Below are 17,005 nucleotides of genomic sequence, written 5' to 3'. Positions count from 1 at the left end.
CAGGCTATTGAAGGATTTGCGCGCAGGCGGCGGCGCAGGCGGTTTCGGCGCGCATTATATAGGGACCCAGCCCCGCCGGCGTTATGCCTGCGCTGCGCGCCAGCTCCAACTCCTGCGGCGTGAAATCGCCTTCGGGGCCGATAAAAACGGCTATTTCGGAAAGCGGGGCGCGGCTGCGGCAGAACTCCGCCAGCGAAAGGCCGGCCCCCGGGCTGGCTATGGCCGCAACGCCGCCTGCAAAATCTTTCACGGCGGCGGAAAACGGGCGCGGGGCCAGCAGTTCCGGTATTTGCGGCACGCCGCACTGGCAGCAGCTTTGTATAAGCACCTCGCGCCAGCGGACGGATTTTTCCGCCCAGCGGGAGGTTATGTCAAACTGCGTGCGCGCGGTTATCGCCGGCGCGAATGCCGAGCAGCCCAGTTGCGCGCACAAATCCAGCATCAGCTCCGTTGACTGGCGCGACACCGGCGCAAAGCAGACGGTTATCCGGCACGATGGGGAGCGCGGGGGCAGCTTCTCCATAATATCGCCGCGCGCCTCTTCCGCGTTGGCGGCGGAAAGCCTGGCCCGCCATTGATTTCCGGTCCCGTCAAAAATAGTGATTTCGTCGCCTTTTCTCAGCCGCATGGAGCCGGCGATATGCCGCGCCCGCCCGCCGGAAACGAAAAACCCGCCGGCGGTTATGTTCTCCGGCGGGACATAATACTGGCCGCTCACATCAGCCTCCGAAAACCTTTTTGAAAAATCCGCCCCCGTTTCCGGTTTCCTCTTCGGCCTGCATGACTTTGGCAAGCTCCTCCAGCAGTTCGCGCTCGCGCGCGCCCAGCTGCCGGGGAATCTCAACCGCCACGCGCACCAGCAGGTCGCCGCGGCGGTCGCCGCCGCCCAGATGGGGCATGCCCATGCCGCGCAGCCGGATAGTCGCGCCGTGCTGCGTCCCGGCGGGGATTTTAACCTCCGCCTTCCCGCCGCCCAGAAGCGGCGCCTCCATGGCGCAGCCCAGCGCGGCCTGCGGGAACGCGATGGTGCGCTTGTAAATCAGGTCGTTCCCCTCGCGCTGATAGCGGGGATGCTCTTTGACATGCGTTTCCACGTAGAGGTCCCCGTTTTCGGAGCCCCGGTCGCCCGCGTCGCCGCCGCGCGCGGCGCGCAGCACGTTGCCGGAGGCGATGCCCGGCGGGATTTTGATTGTGAGCGAAGCCTTAGCCCGGACGCGGCCCGCGCCGCCGCAATCGGGACAGGGTTTGGTTATCACCTCGCCCGCGCCGCCGCATTCCGGGCAGGTCTGCGAAAGCGAGAAAAAGCCCTGCGCGAACTGAATGCGCCCCGCGCCGCCGCAGGCCCGGCATTTTTTAAGCGGATGGCCCGGCTTTGCGCCGGTGCCGGAACAGGCGCGGCAAAACTCGGCCCGTTCGTATTCAAGCGGCAGATTTACGCCGGAGGCGGCCTCTTCCAGGCTTATTTCCACGGCATGGCGCAGGTCCGCGCCCCTGCGCGCGCGGCTTCTGCGCGAGCCGCCGCCCGCCGCGCCGGCGAACATATTCTCAAAGACGCTGCTGAAAACCTCGTTCACGTCCACGCCGGAAAAACCGTCAAAGCCGGCATCCGCCCCCATGCCGGGGCCGGAATGGCCGAAACGGTCGTAGGAGGCGCGCTTATCCCCGTCCGAGAGGACCTCGTAGGCGGAGTTTATCTGCTTGAAATGCTCTTCCGCATCGCGGTTGCCGGGGTTGCGGTCGGGATGGTATTTAAGCGCCAGCCTGCGGTAGGCGGCTTTTATCTCTTCCGGGTCCGCGTTGCGCGGCACGCCAAGCAGGTTGTAATAATCTTCGCCGGACATTTAGACTCTGGTTCAGTTGGTTCTGCTGCGCGCGAGATTGGAGAACATGAACGGGTTCACGCTGGGAAAAGATTCGCGCAGCGCGCCGCAGTGCAGGCAGCCTGCGGCGTAGCCGCCGCCGTCGCGGATGACATAAAACCTGTCCGCCGTTATCGGCTGGCCGCAGAAAACGCAGCGCGCCTGCTCGCGCAAATGGGGTTTCCCTGCGCGTTTGCGCTCCATGTCATGCAGCGCGCCTGCAAGCGCGGTTGAGAGGAATTGTTTTTCAACTGCGGTCATGTGAGAACTATTTTACCATTTTCAGGCCCTGTTGTTGAGCCTTGGCGGCGAGGGTTTTCACCGCCTCCCTGAAATACGGGTCGTTGAGGACGGGATACTTCGTTTCGCTCCAGCCCTGCTCTATGCGGGCCTCGTCCCCGGCGCTTGCGGTTATCGTCATGTCCGGAATAATGCCCGCCTCCTCTATGGCCCTGCCGGAGGGCGGCACAAGGTAGGACACCGTCATCCACAACCCCTTGTCGTCTGGCAGGTTAAACATGCGCTGCGTCCCGCCCTCGCCGGCGGTTCTGGAGCCGGCCACAAGCGCGCCGGTGTTTTCGCGCAGCGACTGGGCCGCTATCTCCGCGCAGCCGGCGGTTTTGCCGTTGACCAGCACCATCACAAGCACATCCCCGAACTGCGCGTCGGGGCCCGCCTCGTATGACTGCCTGTAGGCGGCCTTGTCGGAAATCTCGCGGAAAAGCGTTTTTTTGCCGCCCGTGAAAAGCCTCAGAAAATCCGCGGCCTCCGCCGGCAGGCCGCCTTTGTTGAAGCGCAAATCCAGCAGGACGGCCTGTATCCCCGCCGCATGCAAATCCGCCATTTCGCGCCGGGCCTGCGCCGCCGATCCCAGCGCGAACGACGTCATCCGCAAATATCCCGCCCACTGCTGGTATATGGCGGATGTGGCTATGGGAACCTCCACTATCTCCCGCCGCACGGAAAATTGCAGCCGCCGCTCCAGCCCGCCAAGAACGCGGGACACCGCCAGGTCCACATCCCCGCCGGAAGATGCGGACGTCATCTCGCGCACTCTGGCGGCGGGCAGGCCGGCAACCGGCATGCCGTTGACGGCCAGCAGCCTGTCGCCCTCGGCCAGGCCGGCTTTTTCGGCGGAGGAGCCCCGCATCACCTGGGTTATCTCGAAAAATTTGCCCCTTGCGGCTATGCGTAGCCCAACGCCCATGACGCGCGTCTGCGGCGCGGCGGCCACAAGCCGCTTCTGCGCCGCGCCGGCTATGCGGCAGTGCCTGTCAAGGGAAGTTATGGCATTGACCCGGCCTTTGGCGAAGGCCCCGCGGGCATCCTCAAAAGTGATTTTTTTTGCGCTGTTGGCGGCAAATATTTTTGCCGCCTCGTATGCCGCGCCGCCCTTGCCGCAGCCGGACAGCGCCAGCGCGCAGCAGAAGGCGGCCGCCAGCGCGGGCAGCGGCAAGCCGGTCCGTAAATTCCGCCCGGCTGCGGCGCGAAACCGCCTCATCGCGCGGCCTCCGGCGCGGCGGGCGGCGGCGCCGCGGGCGACAGGCGCGGCGGCTTGCCGAAACGGGAGAAAATCTCGGACACCTCGTCGTAATCCATCTCTTCTTTCGCCAGCAGCTCGGCCACAAGGGCCTGGGCTATGGGCCATTGGTCGTTTAAGAGCTTTTCCACGGAGGCCAGCTGCTCGGCGATGAGTTTGCGGGTGTCCTCGTTAAGCTGCTGCTTGAAGGTTTCGGAAAGCTGGTTTTCGGGAATTGCGGTGTAGTCGCCCGCCAGGCCGGAACTGCCCATGCCCAGCCGCCAGACCATATCGTGAGCGACGCGCATGACATCGGCGAAATCCGCGCTGACGCCGTCGGTGGAAAGGCCGTAGCGCTTGCGCTCCGCCGCGTAGCCGCCCAGGGCGAAGCGGATATGCGCCAGCAAAGTCTCCCTGTCGGCGGCGTAAAGCTCCTCTCTGGGGACGGAATGCACCACCCCCAGCGCTCCGCCGCGCTGGCGTATGGAAACCTTGAACACGTCGCTGGTCGGATGGGTCAGGTAAAGCGCAAGCACATGGCCGGCCTCGTGCCAGGCGGTCATCTCCTTCTCGCGCGGGGTGAGGTTGAGCTTATGCTCCACGCCCAGCTCTATGCGCTCTATGGCTTCGGTCAGCTCGCGCATGGTTACGGCGTCCCGGCGGGAGCGGGCGGTTATAAGCGCCGCCTCTTTTACGATATTTTCCACCTCAGCCGGGGTTTTGCGGACGGTCTTGCGCGCCAGCCGGGCCACGTCCAGCTGCGGGTCGCATTTTATTTTGCCCAGATAATAGCGGAAAATATGCTCGCGCTCCTCCAGATTGGGACGGCCTACGTGGATTTTGCGGTCAAACCTGCCGGGGCGCAGCAGCGCCTCGTCCAGAGTCTTCTCGCCGGCATTGGTGGCGCCGATTACCACCACGTTGGCGTCGCTGTCTTCAAGGCCGTCAAGCTCTATCAGCAATTGGTTCTGGGTGCTGTTGGTTTCCGCCCCGCCGCCGAAAGCGTCGTGCAGAATTCTCTGCCGGCCTATGACCTCAATCTCGTCTATGAAAATTATGCAGGAGCCGTAAGCCCGCGCGTAGCTTCTGGCCTGGCGGAACAGCTTGCGCACGCGGGAGGCGCCCACGCCTATGAAAATCTCGGTGAACTCCGCGCCGGAGACGGCCAGAAACGGCACCCCCGCCTCCGCCGCGATGGCCTTGGCCAGCAGCGTCTTGCCGCAGCCCGGCGGCCCCACCATCAGCACGCCGCGCAGTATCTTGCCGCCGATGGTGGTAACGCGGCGCCTGTCGCGTATAAGCTGCACCACCTCCCAGGCCTCGCGCTTGGCCTGGCCCAGGCCGATGACATCGGTGAACTTGACCTGTATCGCCCCGGTGCGCACGCGCATTTTTTTGAAACGCGCGAACCCGCCGCCGAATTGCAGCAGGTACAGGAATCCCACGAAAATCAGAGTCTGCAGCACCCCCGCCGGAAGCGAGGCCATGTTCAGCGCGATTATGTATTTGTATGTGTTTTCCTCAAGCCCGCGCAGATAGGCCACCGGCACCGCCACCGAAACGGCAAGCAGCGTGATTATGGCTATCCAAAGCCAGTATCTGTCCCAGAAAAGCCGGAACCTGTGCCAGAGCATACCGCCAGTCTACAAAATTTATTCTGAAACTTACCCCGGAAATTGTGATTGGGCAGTGGCCGGCAAAGACTCGGCTTCACCTGAGGAAAATGTAGCGCAGGATGAAAAGGACGCAGAGCGACCACATAAGCGGCGTCGCCTCCGCCCGGCGGCCCTGCGCGGTCTTGACCAGCGGGAATGCGATAAAACCGGCGGCGATGCCGTCTGCTATGTTAAAGGTGAAGGGGATGAGTATTATTATCAGGAAGGCGGGCAGTGAATCGGCCATGTCGTCCCAGTTGATTTTGCGCGCGGCGCGCATCATAAGCGCGCCCACCATTATCAGCGCGGGCGCGGTTACGGGATGCACAAGCTGCCCGCCGCTTAATTTGACCCCCGTCCCCACCGCCGCCGCCAGCGGCGAGAAAAACAGCGCCAGCAGGAATAAAATCCCCACGGCCACCGCCGTAAGCCCGGTGCGCCCGCCCTGGGCGACGCCCGTCGCGCTTTCTATATAGCTGGACACCGTGGAGGTGCCCAGGCAGGCCCCGACAGAGGTGGCCACCGCGTCGGATATCATGGCGCGGTTGGCGCGGGCCAGCCTGCCGTTCTTCATAAGCCCTGCCTGCATTCCCACGCCGACCAGCGTCCCAACCGTGTCAAACACCGTCATAAACAGGAAGACCAGCACGATGGACAGCGAATGCCAGTTCAGCAGCCCGCTAACATCCAGCTTCATGAAAGTGGGCGACATTGAAGGCGGCGCGCTGAATACGCCGCCTATCTTTATGACGCCAAGGGCCCAGGCCAGCGCGGCGCAGGCGGTTATTCCCCAGAGTATCGCGCCGCGCGCGCCGCGCACAAACAGCAGCGCCGTAACCCCGAAGCCGGCCAGCGCGATTGCAACCGGAGCTTCCGTTACCGGCCCCAGCTGCACCAGTGTGCCGGGCGAGGCGGCTATTATTCCCGCCTCCTTAAGCCCTATAAACGAGATGAAAAGCCCTATTCCCACGGAAATGCCGAACTTGAGCGAATCCGGTATCGCGTTAAGCAGATACTCCCGCGCGCGGGTGACATTAAGCAGCATGAACGCCAGCCCGGAGACGAAAACCAGCCCCAGCGCCTTCTGCCAGCTTATCCCCATCCCCAGCACCACGGCATAGGCGAAAAAGAAATTCTCGCCCATAAGCGGGGCCTGGGCGATGGGATAATTGGCGGCAAAACCCATCACGATGCAGGCTAGCGCGGAGGACAGGCAGGTGGCGGTGAAAACCGCGCCGCCGTCCATCCCCGCTGCGGCCAGCGCCTGCGGCTGCACGAACAGTATATAGGACATTGTCAGGAAAGTGGCAAGCCCGGCGGAAAGCTCCGTCCGCACGGAAGTCCCGTTTTCCTCAAGCGAAAAGTAATCGGCGATACGGCACATAACCAGATTCTAAATAGTTTTGTAGAATTTATCCATGAAAACCGTAGTGGTGCTGCCCGCCTACAACGCCGCGAAAACGCTGGAGCGCACCGTGAAAGCCCTGCCTCCGGTGGACGAAATCATCCTCGTTGACGATTGTTCGTCCGACGGCACCTACGAGCTTGCCTCCGGGCTGGGCATACAAGCGTTCCGCCACGATAAAAACCGCGGCTACGGCGCGAATCAGAAAACCTGTTACGCCCATGCGCTGGAGGCGGGGGCCGACGTGGTGGTGATGGTGCATCCCGATTATCAGTACGACCCGCGCGTGGTTTCCATAATGACCGAGCTTATCCGCCTGGACATCTGCGACATTGTGCTGGGCAACCGCATACGCTCCAGGGACGAGGCGCTCAAAGGCGGAATGCCGCTGTACAAATACATCGCAAACCGCTGCCTCACCATTGTGGAGAATCTGGCCACCGGGCAGAATCTGGGCGAATGGCACAGCGGGCTGCGCGCCTATTCGCGCAAGGCGCTGGAAGCCGCGGACTGGCGGGGCAATTCGGACGATTTTGTCTTTGACGCGCAAATGCTGCTGAAGGCCGTCGGCGCGGGGCTGAGGATAGGCGACATTCCGGTTCCGGCGAAGTACTTCGCGGAAGCCTCGTCAATCAATTTCAGGCGCAGCGTGAAATACGGGATATGCTCAATGGCGCTGCTGGCGCGGTTTGTGGCGCAATCCGCTCTCTCATCAAAACGCAAAACCGCCGGCACCGGCCGGCGGTAGTGTCTGCTCGCAATTTTTTTGCAGCGAAAACCGACTGGAGCATTCGGATTAATAAACTATATAGATGACGCCCTGCGCGCCCGCGCCGCCCGCGTGGCCGCCTCCTCCTCCGCCTCCTCCGTAATTGCCGCCGGTTCCGGCGGAATCTCCCGAGCCCAGCGCCGAGGCGGACCCGCCGCCCCCGCCGCCTGCGCCGCCGTAGGAACTCCATTCATTGCCCGCGCCGCCGTTGCCGCCGCTGAAGGCATACATGCCTCCCGCGGAGGCCCCGCCGCCTCCGCCGCCGTTGCTGCCTGCCGTGCCGCTGTTGCCGTTGCCGCTGGCGGCCCCTCCGGTTCCGGCGCCGCTGTTGCTGCGGTTCTTGCCGCCGTTGCCGCCGCCGCTGTCCGAACCGTTGCTGCCTGCCGTGGAGGAGCCGCCGGCGGCGCCGCCGCCTCCGCCGCTGCAGAGATAAGTGCCGTTGTTGTAGGCCAATCCCCCGTTTTTGCCGGCGCCGTTCGGCCCCGCCGCGCCGCCGCCTCCGCTTGCGTCACCCGTCGAAGATGAGCTTCCGCCGCCGTTGCCGCCGGCGTATTTGGTGTCGCCCACGGCTCCGGTGGTGCTGCCGCCCGCTGCGCCGGCGCTGGGACAGGCGCCTCCGGCGCCGCCGTTGGCGCTGGCGCTGGGCCCGCTGCCGAACGATGTGGTTCCCCCGCCGGTTCCGGCATGGCAGCCGGAGGCCCCGCCTCCGCCGCCGGAACCGATGCTGTAGGAAGCCGAGCCGCCGGGCGTCAGGGATATGTTGCTCGTCTTTGAATAGCCGCCTCCGCCTCCGCCGCCGGCCAGGTTGGTGAACCCTCCGCCGGCGCCTCCGCCTCCGCCGCCTATAACCTCCACCGTGTTGCAGGACGAGAGCCATTCATTGGGCACTGTCCAGCTTGAGCCGGAGGTGAGAGACGCATAATAATAACCGGCGGCAAAAGTGGCTGTTACGCTCTTGTTGGAGGTCATCGTAACCGTGGTTGACGGATAGGAGGTGCCGCTGGCGTCGCCGCTCCAGCCGGAAAATGTGTTCGCGCAATTGCGGGTCGCGGTCAGCGTTACCACCTGCCCGTCGGCATAAGTGTTGCCGGACGCCGGGTCCACGCTGCCGCTGCCGGAAACCGAAATAGTCAGCGTGTAGCAGTTCCCTATTGTGATGCCGGCCGGATGCTGCGTGCCGTTAAGGAAAGAGTTGTACTCGGTTAACGTGTATGCCGGGACATAGAGGCTGGCGCCGGAATTGTTGGTAACGCGCTTGCAGGCGACGCTGAAAGTGCTGATGTCCAGATATGCCCCGTTGGCTATCGTGTAGGAATCCGAGGCCCCGGCGCTTGCGGCTGCAACGGCGACAGCCGCCGCCGCGATAACCGCCCTGGCCCGATGCCGGAAGACCAGACACAGTGATTGCTGTTGCGGGAAAACGCCCATATCTTGTCTCCTCATTTCTCTTTCTGCACAATACAAACAGGGCACAGCAATGCTACATAGTCGCCGCGCCATTGTCAACACTGTTCATCCGCAAGGCATCGTACGGCATCTCACGTTTTTTGAAGAGCTGTGGTATGTTGGCAAACAACAACGGAAACAGAATCAAACCACGAAACACACGAAAGGGGAACAAAAAAGTTCCCGGTAGTTGTTCCCGCCTTGTTCCAGTAGCCTGTTCGTGTGTTTCAGAGAGGGACGCCGTTATTTTTGGCATTTTCTTCTTTGTTCGCGCGGTTGTTTCCGGCAATCGGGACAGCAAAATACGGCATTGTGAAAAAAATGGGCGATGTCGTGCAGGCATCGTTGTTTATGTTTCGCCCAATAATCGGGTATAATAGTTTTTTGAGGAGGCTCTGAATGAAAAGATTTTTCGTTGCAGCCGCCGCGGCCTGCGTTCTGGCCGCGCCGGGCGCGTTGGCGGCCAATATGCGCAAGCTGCCCAAGGCCGTCTCCGACAGCAGCGGCGGCGGGCAGGCGCTGGCGGCAGACACCAGCCTTATAGACATTCCCACGGCGGGCACGTTGGATTATTACGGCCTGCTCAACAAGACGCGGTTTTTTTCCGGCGGGAATCTGCTGGACGAGGTGTCTTTCGGGGTGCTGCCGCAGTTGAATCTGGGCGTCAGCGCGGTTCTGGAAAATTTCATCGGCACGGGAACATCCGTGCGGCTGGAACGGCCCGCCATACAGGCCAAATACCGCTTCTACGACGGCAGCGCGCTTTTTCCCGCGCTGGCCGTGGGCTACGACGGGCAGGGCTATTATTACGACCGCTCAACCGACAAATTCCTGGAAAAGGAGCGTGGCCTCTACCTCGCCGGCACCAAATCGGTGTTCAGCAAATGGTTCCAGCTCCATCCGGGCGTGAACCTTTCGGATTTCCAGAGCAACAGCATTTACCTCTCACTGGCGGCCAGCTTCACGGTGGAGGACACCTTCGCCCTCATGGGCGAGTGGGACAACATACAGCGCTTTGACCAGTCGCGCATAAATGCCGGGGCGCGGTTTTACGTGTCGCCGTTTTTCCAGATAGATTTCGCGCTGCGCGATATCGGCAAGAACGCACAGCTTGCCGACGGCAGCGTCCAGCGGCTGGAACGTGTGGTGCAGCTGCGCTATGTCACGAGCTTCTAGGAGGCTGTAATGGCTAAACGGATAGGCATTCTCACCGGCGGGGGCGACTGCCCCGGCCTCAACCCCGCCATACGCGGCTGCGTATTCGCGGCGGAAAAGCTGGGCTGCGAGTGCGTCGGCTTCGCCGACGGCTGGAAGGGCATCATAGAAAACCGCACCCTGCCGCTGAACCGCGACATAACGCGCGAAATCATCATGCAGGGCGGCACGATGCTGGGCACCTCGCGCACCAACCCCTATAAGAAGGAAGGCGGGGTGGAGGCGCTCAAGGATACTTTCCGCAAAAACAGCCTGGATGCGCTGGTGGCCATGGGCGGCGAAGACACCCTGGGCGTGGCCCACAGGCTTTACAAGGATTTCCAGTTCCCGGTTGTGGGCGTGCCCAAGACCATGGACAACGACCTCTCCGGCACGGATTACACCTTCGGGTTTGACACCTCCGTTACCGTGGCGGTGGACGCGCTGCAGCGGCTGCGCGACACGGCGCGCAGCCATCACCGCATAATAGTGCTTGAGGTGATGGGCCGCCACGCGGGCTGGGTGGCGCTGTTTACCGCCATAGCCGGCGCGGCGGATTATGTCTGCCTGCCGGAGCGCAAGGTGGACGGAGAGGACCTGGCCAGAAAGCTCAAAGAGGCCTACGCGGCGCGCAAATACGCGCTGGTGGTTTCCAGCGAGGCGGTGGAACTGCCCGCGCTGGACGGCGGCAAAACCCAGGACCTGGACGATTTCGGCCATGTCATTCTGAAGGGCCGCGGCGTGGGAGAGAGCCTTGCCAAAATCATAGAGGAAAAAACCGGCATAGAAACCCGCCATGCCGTAATCGGCCACATACAGCGCGGCGGCGCGCCGACGCTGTTTGACAGGATTCTGGGCTCCCGCGTGGGCGCGGCGGCGGCGCAGTTCGCCTGCGAGGGCAGGTTCGGCGTCATGGCCGCGCTTAACGGCGACAAGATAACGCCCGTCCCGCTGGAAACGGCGGTGGGCCAGCTCAAGACGGTGAGCGAGCAATGGCTTAAATTCGCCGACTCCATGCTCTAAAAACGCGCGGCGCGCCCGCGCAGGGCCGCGGGCGCGCGGGAGGCGCAATTATGGACACCGAAACCACAATCAGGACCGGAAGAAGCTGCAAGCGGCACACCATCATCATCAAGAAAAGGCTGCAGGTGCAGTACATGGCCATGCTGTTTATGAGCGTGCTGCTGGGCTTTATGATAATGGCGGCGGAGGTGGTGTGGAACCTCTCCCGCATGATGGCGGCGCATCCGGCGCTGGTGCAGCCGCTGATGGACGAGATTACCGGCGCGATGCCCGTGCTGGCGCTGAAAATGGCGATATATCTGGGAATCGTGCTGATAGTGGCAAGCGTGGTTTCCCACCGCATGGCCGGGCCGGTGTACAAGTTTGAAAAAATCGCCGCCCTGCTGGCCGAGGGCGACCTGACCCGCGACATCCACCTCAGAAAAGGCGACCAGCTGACCGAATTGCAGGACGAGTTTAACAAAATGGCCGCCTCGCTGCGCGCCAAAGTGTCTGGCGACAGGCGCCGCGCCCAGGACGCCGCGCAGTCGCTGCGCGCGCTGGCCGAAAAATGCCAGGACCCGCAGGAGAAGGCGGATATGGAGAAAACCGCCTCCGAAGTCGCGCGCATAACATCGGAGTTCACGGTATGATTGCCGCGCTGTGCGCCGCCGCGCTGGCGCTGTGCGCGCCGGCTCAGGCGGCGCCCGCGCATTTCTCCCCGCCGGAGGAGACGCTTACCCTGGACCAGGCGCTGCGGCTGGGGCTTGCCAACAACACCGACGTTCTTTCGGCGGAGCAGGACCTTATAATCGCCCGCCAGCGTGTGCGGGAGGCCGTGTTTTTGTTTTTCCCGCAGACCAGCCTGACCGGCACGGCCACCAAATCCAACCTGAAATATCCGCAGCTGCTGATGCCGGAGACGGCCTCGCATATCCTTTTCCCCAGCGATTACGAGAATTTCTACACCGCGCGCGCCAGCCTGTTGCAGCCGATATATGTGGGAGGCAGGAATTCCAGCACGTTGCGGCTGGCGAAAGCCTCGCTGATGCAGGCGCAGACCCGCTACGATTCGGCCAAGCGCGACGCCTCGCTTGCCGTGCGCAAATCGTTTTACAGCCTGCTGCATTCCAGCGCGTCGCTTGCCGCCATGGATTACTGGATAGCCGGGATGCGCGGCGCCGCCGCGCAGTCAAAGCCGGGCGCCTGGGAGGCGCTGGAGGAGGATGCCGCCATAGAGGCGATGTCCGCACAGAAGCAGTCCGCCTGGCGCAGCCACCAGAACCTGCGGCTGGATTTCCTGCGCGCGATAAACCGCGAGCTGGACAGTGCCGTTGACATTGCCGGCGACTTCGCCCCTCAGCCCGCGAAGGCGGACCTTGGCAAGCTGACGGTGTGGGCCATGGAGATGCGCCCCGAGCTTAAAGGCGAAACCTACAAGGCCGAGATGGATTCAATAGCCGTCAACCTCGCCATGTCGCGCCGCTACCCCACCGTGATGCTGGGCGCCAGCTACGACGTGGTGGGCGAGCAGTTTCCGCTTAAATCCAACTCGTGGGAGACCACTCTGGCCGTGCAGTTCCCGCTCAGCTACAATCTGTGGACTCAAGTGGAGCAGAAACGCGCCGAGCAGCGTCAGGGCGACCTTAAACGCTCCGCCCTGCAGGACAAGGTGCGCCTTGAGATACGGCAGGCCTACGAGGACAACGCCTTCTGGCAGGAAGAGGTCCCGCAGCGCGAGGCGGTTTACCGCCGCCTGGCCGGACGCTACGGGGAGACGGCGCGCTCCGCCGTGCCCGGAATTTCGGCGCTGCGCGCCGCGCGCGAGGTGTGCGCGGCCCAGCTTGCCTGGCTGGAGGCGGTGCGCGGCCAGCTGGACAGCCGCGCCCGGCTTGAATGGGCGCTGGGCCAGGAACTGCCCGCGCAATAACCGATGAAAACATTGTTTTGCCTGCTGGCGGCGGCCTGTGCGGTAGTTTTTCCGCCGCGCGCCTGCGCCGCGCCGGCAAAACAGGACGATGTGGCGCGCGAATTTCTGTGGCAGCAGTTCCGGGAGCTGCCCGCGGACGCAAGGCCCAGGGTGGGCGTGGCGCTTTCCGGCGGCGGGGCAAAGGGGTTTGCGCATGTGGGGGTGCTGCAAATCCTCTCCGACGCGGGGTTTCCGGTGGACTGCCTGGCGGGGACCTCCATGGGCTCGGTGGTCGGCTCCATGTACTGCGCGGGGCTGCCTTTTGAAAAAATCTGGGAAATAGGCGGCGCGGCCTCCTTCGCCAAAGTATCCGGCGACTACAACGCGGTGGGAATGCTGGAACTGGTGCTGTCCCAGAAACTGTTTTCGTCCGAGAAAATGGAGAGCTTCGTAAACTCCTACATGGGCGGAAAGACATTTGACCAGCTTAAAATCCCTTTTTCCTGCTCTGCCATGGACCTCAAAACGGGCGAGAATATCGTGTTCCGGGAAGGTCCCGTCGCCATCGCGGTGCGCGCCAGCATGAACATACCGGGGCTGTTCAGCCCCGTCCAGTACCGCCAGCGCTATCTGGTGGACGGCGGCGTGGCGGATTTCCTGCCCGTGCAGTCCGCGCGCGACATGGGGGCGGACTGGGTGCTGGCCAGCGTAACGCTGGGCGATTATTCGGCGGCGAAATTCCACAGCATACTTTCATATGTAATGCAGGTTATGGACATACGCGGCGCCATTCTGGCCGAGGCCGCGATGAAAAAAGCCGACTTCGTGGTAGAGCCGCATGTAAGCGACATAAGCTTCGTGGAGCTTAACCGCTGCCCGCAGGCCGGAGAGCGCGGCGTGCTGGCCATGAATGAAAATATAGCTTCAGCCGAGGAATCGCTGATTTTCTTTTCAATAAATGAAATCGCGTCGCAATATAATAAGTAGCATTCTGCTTGCCTGCGTCTTCGCGGCGGCCTGCGCGCCGGCCAGGGCGGGTTTTCTGTTCTGGGGGGGGGAGAAGCCCTCAGTTCTGGAGCCGGCCAGGGAGCTTTTCGCGCGCGGCGATTATGCCGGAAGCGCGGAGCTGTTTGAGGCGGCGCTGGCCTCCCCCGCAGCCGGCGCGGCGGATAAAAAGCTGGCCTACTGGTTCCTTGGCCAGTGCCACGAGCGCGCCGGCAAGGACGACCGCGCCCTGTCCGATTATCAGATAGCGGTCCGGATTTATCCCAAGGATATGCAACTGCTGCTGGCGCTTGGCCGGCTGTACCAGAAAACCGGACTGCTGGACAATGCGCAGGCGATTTTTCTCAAAATACTGAATCTGGACTCCGGCAGCTTTGAGGCAAATATCGGACTGGCCCAGATTTACATGAAAGAGGGTTTTCACGGCAAGGCGGAGAAGCATTACAGCGCCGCGCTTGAATCCATGGCGGTGCGGGATGCCGCGCTCTGGCGCGGCTATGCGGAAAGCGCCTTCGCCCAGCGTAAATACGAGGCCGCGCGCGGGATAACAGACCGCGCCCTTGCCATGGATTCCGGCGACGCCGAAACCCTGCTTTTAAGCGCGCGCATTTACGGCGAAAGCGGCGACAAAACCGCCGCCCTGGCCGAAATAGCCCGCGCCCAGGCCGCCGCGCCGGAAAGGAGCGATATCGTGCTGCGCCGCGCGCTCTGGCTGGCCGCCTCCGGCGACACGGACAAGTCGCTCGCCCTTTCCCAGGCCGAGCTTATAAAGCGCCCCGACGACCCGCTTGCCTCGCTTGCCGCCGCGCTGGCGTATATGAAATCAGGCCGGCCCGCGCTTGCGCGGCCCCGGCTGCTGGCGGCGGCGGAATCGAAGGAGGAGCCGTTCATAGCGCGGGCGGCGCTGCAGCTGCTCAAAACACTGCCGGAATGATTTATGAAAACGTCAAGGAAAACGGTTTCGCTAAAATCCCTGCTCAGGTGGCGCGCGGCCTGCCGCCGCGCGGGCCGGAAAGTTGCGTTCACAAACGGCTGTTTTGACATACTCCACAGCGGCCATGTCCGGCTGCTGGAGGCGGCCCGCTCCACAGGCGGCTGCCTGGTGGTGGGGCTTAATTCAGACGATTCGGTGCGCAGGCTAAAAGGCCCCTCGCGCCCCGTCAACCCACAGGCCGACAGGGCCGCCGTCCTTGCCGCGCTGGAGGCGGTGGACCGCGTGGTGGTTTTCGGCGAGGACACGCCGCAGCGTATTCTAAGCCTCATCCGCCCCGATGTCCTGGTAAAAGGCGCCGATTACAGGACCGGCCAGATAATAGGCCGGGAATTTGCCGGAAAAGTGGCGCGGGTGAAACTTGTCAAAGGCAAATCAACAACCGCTATTATAAGCAGAATACATGGCTGAATCCGATTTTCTGGTAGTCGGCAGCGGGCTGGCCGGCATGATGGCCGCGCTGGAACTGGCCGGTAGCGGCACGGTCAATATTATCACCAAGCGCGACGCGCTGGCCTCCAGCAGCGCGGCGGCGCAGGGCGGCGTGGCGGCGGCCGTTTCGCCGGAGGATTCCTTTGCCAGCCACGAGGCCGACACCCTGCTGGCCGGCGCCGGGCTTTGCGACGAAAACGCGGTTAAAATCGCGGTCTCGCAGGGGCCGGAGTGCATACGGCGGCTGCTGGAGCTGGGCGCGAAGTTCTCGCGCAAAAACGGCTTGCTGGAGCTGGGGCTTGAAGGCGGGCACAGCAGGCGCAGAATCATCCACTCGCGCGATCTGACCGGGCTTGAAATTTCCAGGACGCTTGAAGCCGCCTGCCGCAAACATCCCAATATAAGAATTTTTGAAAGCCGCGCCGCCATAGACCTCATCCTGCGCGGCCACGCGCGCGACATCCCGCCGGATAAAAACCGCTGCTTCGGCGCCTATGCGCTGTCCGGCACCGGGAAAGTGGAGCTTTTCTCCGCCAAGTTCACCGTTATCGCCTCCGGCGGGGCGGGCAAGGTGTACCGCTACACCTCCAACCCGGACTGCGCCACCGGCGACGGCATGGCCATGGCTTACCGCGCCGGCGTGCCGCTTAAAAACATGGAATTCGTGCAGTTCCATCCGACCTGCCTCTACCATCCCAGGGCCAAGTCATTCCTGATTTCCGAGGCGGTGCGCGGCGAGGGCGCGATACTGCGCCTTGCAAACGGCAGGCCGTTCATGAAACAATACTCCCCGCTGGCCGAGCTTGCCCCGCGCGACATAGTGGCCCGCGCCATAGACAGCGAGCTTAAACGTTCCGGCGCGGACTGCGTTTTTCTGGACATCACCGCCAAAAAGCCGGATTTCATAAAACGGAGATTTCCGTATATCTACAGGACCTGCCTTTCCTACGGCATAGACATGGCAAAAGAGCCTGTTCCCGTGGTGCCGGCGGCGCATTTTTTCTGCGGCGGCATAGAAACCGGCGCCGAGGGCCGCACTGTAATGGACGGGCTTTACGCCGTGGGCGAGGCCGCCTGCACCGGCCTGCACGGCGCGAACCGCCTGGCCTCCAATTCGCTGCTGGAGGCCTGCGTCTTCGCCCGCCGGGCCGCCGGCGATATAAAATCCCGCCTGCCGTCGTTCAGGCGCGGCGCGCCCCGGCTTACCGACTGGAAAACGGGCCGCGCCGTCGCCAGCGAGGAGGCGGTGATAGTGGCCCAGAACTGGGAGGAAATCCGCGCGCTGATGTGGAATTATGTCGGCATAGTCCGCACCGACAAGCGGCTGGAGCGCGCCGCGCGCCGGATGCAGCTTATAAACGACGAGATTCGCCAGTATTACTGGGATTTTCTGGTTACAAGGGACGTGGCGGAGCTGCGCAATATCGCCTGCGTGGCCGAGGCGGTCATACGCAGCGCCGCGCTGCGGCGCGAAAGCCGGGGGCTGCATTACAACGCCGATTATCCCCGTTCCAGCCCGGACTGGCTGCGCCCCACCGTCATAGACAGATACAGATGATGACAACGCGGGAAATACTCAAACGCACTTCGCGCTCGCTCTACCTGAGCGCGCGGGCGCTGCCGGCATACATGCGCCCGGCGTTTTCGTGCGCGTATCTGCTGTGCCGCGCGGCGGACACCATAGCCGATACCGAGGCTGTCCCGCGCGCGCGGCGGCTGGAGCGCATACGCCGGTTCCCGCTGCTGCCGGAGCGCAGGCCGCTGCGCAAGGCCGCGCTGGCCCGGCTTGCGGAGGAAATCTCCGCGCCGGACGGCGGAG

The 17,005-nt window shown here is 63.1% G+C and carries 17 protein-coding genes; 10 read left to right on the top strand and 7 right to left on the bottom strand.

From position 1 onward, the window contains the following. Positions 1-4: 4 nt before the first annotated feature. The 6 genes from WC421_03385 to WC421_03360 form a co-directional block, all read right to left on the bottom strand. The gene (locus WC421_03385) at positions 5-718 is read right to left on the bottom strand and encodes an RsmE family RNA methyltransferase (protein ID MFA5161266.1); all 714 of its coding nucleotides are present in this window, start codon (positions 716-718) and stop codon (positions 5-7) included. 1 nt (position 719) lies between these two features. Continuing rightward, positions 720-1,841, bottom strand: a complete 1,122-nt coding sequence (dnaJ, locus tag WC421_03380) for a molecular chaperone DnaJ (GenBank protein ID MFA5161265.1) — start codon at positions 1,839-1,841, stop codon at positions 720-722. Between the two features lie 12 nt (positions 1,842-1,853). Further along, the gene (locus tag WC421_03375; GenBank protein ID MFA5161264.1) at positions 1,854-2,120 is read right to left on the bottom strand and encodes a hypothetical protein; all 267 of its coding nucleotides are present in this window, start codon (positions 2,118-2,120) and stop codon (positions 1,854-1,856) included. Between the two features lie 7 nt (positions 2,121-2,127). Continuing rightward, positions 2,128-3,360 carry a S41 family peptidase gene (locus tag WC421_03370; protein MFA5161263.1) on the bottom strand — a complete coding sequence of 411 codons (1,233 nt, stop codon included), beginning with the start codon at positions 3,358-3,360 and terminating at the stop codon, positions 2,128-2,130. Further along, the gene (locus tag WC421_03365) at positions 3,357-5,012 is read right to left on the bottom strand and encodes an AAA family ATPase (GenBank protein MFA5161262.1); all 1,656 of its coding nucleotides are present in this window, start codon (positions 5,010-5,012) and stop codon (positions 3,357-3,359) included. Before WC421_03365 ends, WC421_03370 begins: the two co-directional genes overlap by 4 nt. A gap of 76 nt (positions 5,013-5,088) precedes the next feature. After that, complete coding sequence (locus WC421_03360) at positions 5,089-6,417, bottom strand: NCS2 family permease (protein MFA5161261.1); 1,329 nt, start codon at positions 6,415-6,417, stop codon at positions 5,089-5,091. Between the two features lie 34 nt (positions 6,418-6,451). On the opposite strand from WC421_03360, the gene WC421_03355 reads away from it, so the two are divergent. Then, positions 6,452-7,186 (top strand): glycosyltransferase family 2 protein, encoded by a 735-nt coding sequence (locus WC421_03355; protein ID MFA5161260.1) that lies wholly within the window; start codon positions 6,452-6,454, stop codon positions 7,184-7,186. A 48-nt stretch (positions 7,187-7,234) separates the two neighbouring features. Here the strand turns inward: WC421_03355 and WC421_03350 are convergent, their stop codons facing one another. Continuing rightward, positions 7,235-8,650, bottom strand: a complete 1,416-nt coding sequence (locus WC421_03350; protein MFA5161259.1) for a hypothetical protein — start codon at positions 8,648-8,650, stop codon at positions 7,235-7,237. Between the two features lie 402 nt (positions 8,651-9,052). Here WC421_03350 and WC421_03345 point away from each other — a divergent pair, with 402 nt between their 5' ends. The 9 genes from WC421_03345 to WC421_03305 form a co-directional block, all read left to right on the top strand. Beyond that, positions 9,053-9,829, top strand: coding sequence for a hypothetical protein (locus tag WC421_03345; protein ID MFA5161258.1), 777 nt, complete (start codon positions 9,053-9,055; stop codon positions 9,827-9,829). Positions 9,830-9,838: 9 nt separating this feature from the next. After that, positions 9,839-10,870: an ATP-dependent 6-phosphofructokinase gene (locus WC421_03340; protein ID MFA5161257.1), complete on the top strand. Its 1,032-nt coding sequence runs from the start codon at positions 9,839-9,841 to the stop codon at positions 10,868-10,870. Positions 10,871-10,920: 50 nt separating this feature from the next. Continuing rightward, positions 10,921-11,502, top strand: coding sequence for a methyl-accepting chemotaxis protein (locus WC421_03335; GenBank protein MFA5161256.1), 582 nt, complete (start codon positions 10,921-10,923; stop codon positions 11,500-11,502). Further along, positions 11,499-12,779: a TolC family protein gene (locus WC421_03330; GenBank protein ID MFA5161255.1), complete on the top strand. Its 1,281-nt coding sequence runs from the start codon at positions 11,499-11,501 to the stop codon at positions 12,777-12,779. Before WC421_03335 ends, WC421_03330 begins: the two co-directional genes overlap by 4 nt. A gap of 3 nt (positions 12,780-12,782) precedes the next feature. Then, on the top strand, positions 12,783-13,745 hold the full coding sequence (locus tag WC421_03325) for a patatin-like phospholipase family protein (GenBank protein MFA5161254.1): 963 nt from the start codon (positions 12,783-12,785) through the stop codon (positions 13,743-13,745). Beyond that, on the top strand, positions 13,717-14,697 hold the full coding sequence (locus WC421_03320; GenBank protein ID MFA5161253.1) for a tetratricopeptide repeat protein: 981 nt from the start codon (positions 13,717-13,719) through the stop codon (positions 14,695-14,697). Before WC421_03325 ends, WC421_03320 begins: the two co-directional genes overlap by 29 nt. A 3-nt stretch (positions 14,698-14,700) precedes the next feature. Continuing rightward, positions 14,701-15,165 (top strand): D-glycero-beta-D-manno-heptose 1-phosphate adenylyltransferase, encoded by a 465-nt coding sequence (rfaE2, locus tag WC421_03315; protein MFA5161252.1) that lies wholly within the window; start codon positions 14,701-14,703, stop codon positions 15,163-15,165. Continuing rightward, the gene (gene nadB / locus WC421_03310) at positions 15,158-16,744 is read left to right on the top strand and encodes an L-aspartate oxidase (protein ID MFA5161251.1); all 1,587 of its coding nucleotides are present in this window, start codon (positions 15,158-15,160) and stop codon (positions 16,742-16,744) included. The genes rfaE2 and nadB overlap by 8 nt, the downstream gene beginning before the upstream one ends. Continuing rightward, the coding region (locus tag WC421_03305) for a squalene/phytoene synthase family protein (GenBank protein ID MFA5161250.1) at positions 16,741-17,005 on the top strand (265 nt) is incomplete at its 3' end. The genes nadB and WC421_03305, both read left to right, overlap by 4 nt.

It is taken from the genome of Elusimicrobiales bacterium, from assembly GCA_041651175.1.
Lineage (GTDB): Bacteria > Elusimicrobiota > Elusimicrobia > Elusimicrobiales > Elusimicrobiaceae > JAQTYB01.
The sequence above is the reverse complement of the archived record's forward strand: the minus strand, read 5'-3'. Positions and strand labels throughout refer to the sequence as shown.

What these genes read in the sequence shown, in the direction of transcription:
- dnaJ (MFA5161265.1), bottom strand. Translation starts at nt 1,841, where the DNA reads ATGTCCGGCGAAGATTATTACAACCTGCTTGGCGTGCCGCGCAACGCG.
- WC421_03375 (MFA5161264.1), bottom strand. Translation starts at nt 2,120, where the DNA reads ATGACCGCAGTTGAAAAACAATTCCTCTCAACCGCGCTTGCAGGCGCG.
- WC421_03370 (MFA5161263.1), bottom strand. Translation starts at nt 3,360, where the DNA reads ATGAGGCGGTTTCGCGCCGCAGCCGGGCGGAATTTACGGACCGGCTTG.
- WC421_03365 (MFA5161262.1), bottom strand. Translation starts at nt 5,012, where the DNA reads ATGCTCTGGCACAGGTTCCGGCTTTTCTGGGACAGATACTGGCTTTGG.
- WC421_03360 (MFA5161261.1), bottom strand. Translation starts at nt 6,417, where the DNA reads ATGTGCCGTATCGCCGATTACTTTTCGCTTGAGGAAAACGGGACTTCC.
- WC421_03355 (MFA5161260.1), top strand. Translation starts at nt 6,452, where the DNA reads ATGAAAACCGTAGTGGTGCTGCCCGCCTACAACGCCGCGAAAACGCTG.
- WC421_03350 (MFA5161259.1), bottom strand. Translation starts at nt 8,650, where the DNA reads ATGAGGAGACAAGATATGGGCGTTTTCCCGCAACAGCAATCACTGTGT.
- WC421_03345 (MFA5161258.1), top strand. Translation starts at nt 9,053, where the DNA reads ATGAAAAGATTTTTCGTTGCAGCCGCCGCGGCCTGCGTTCTGGCCGCG.
- WC421_03340 (MFA5161257.1), top strand. Translation starts at nt 9,839, where the DNA reads ATGGCTAAACGGATAGGCATTCTCACCGGCGGGGGCGACTGCCCCGGC.
- WC421_03335 (MFA5161256.1), top strand. Translation starts at nt 10,921, where the DNA reads ATGGACACCGAAACCACAATCAGGACCGGAAGAAGCTGCAAGCGGCAC.
- WC421_03330 (MFA5161255.1), top strand. Translation starts at nt 11,499, where the DNA reads ATGATTGCCGCGCTGTGCGCCGCCGCGCTGGCGCTGTGCGCGCCGGCT.
- WC421_03325 (MFA5161254.1), top strand. Translation starts at nt 12,783, where the DNA reads ATGAAAACATTGTTTTGCCTGCTGGCGGCGGCCTGTGCGGTAGTTTTT.
- WC421_03320 (MFA5161253.1), top strand. Translation starts at nt 13,717, where the DNA reads ATGAAATCGCGTCGCAATATAATAAGTAGCATTCTGCTTGCCTGCGTC.
- rfaE2 (MFA5161252.1), top strand. Translation starts at nt 14,701, where the DNA reads ATGAAAACGTCAAGGAAAACGGTTTCGCTAAAATCCCTGCTCAGGTGG.
- nadB (MFA5161251.1), top strand. Translation starts at nt 15,158, where the DNA reads ATGGCTGAATCCGATTTTCTGGTAGTCGGCAGCGGGCTGGCCGGCATG.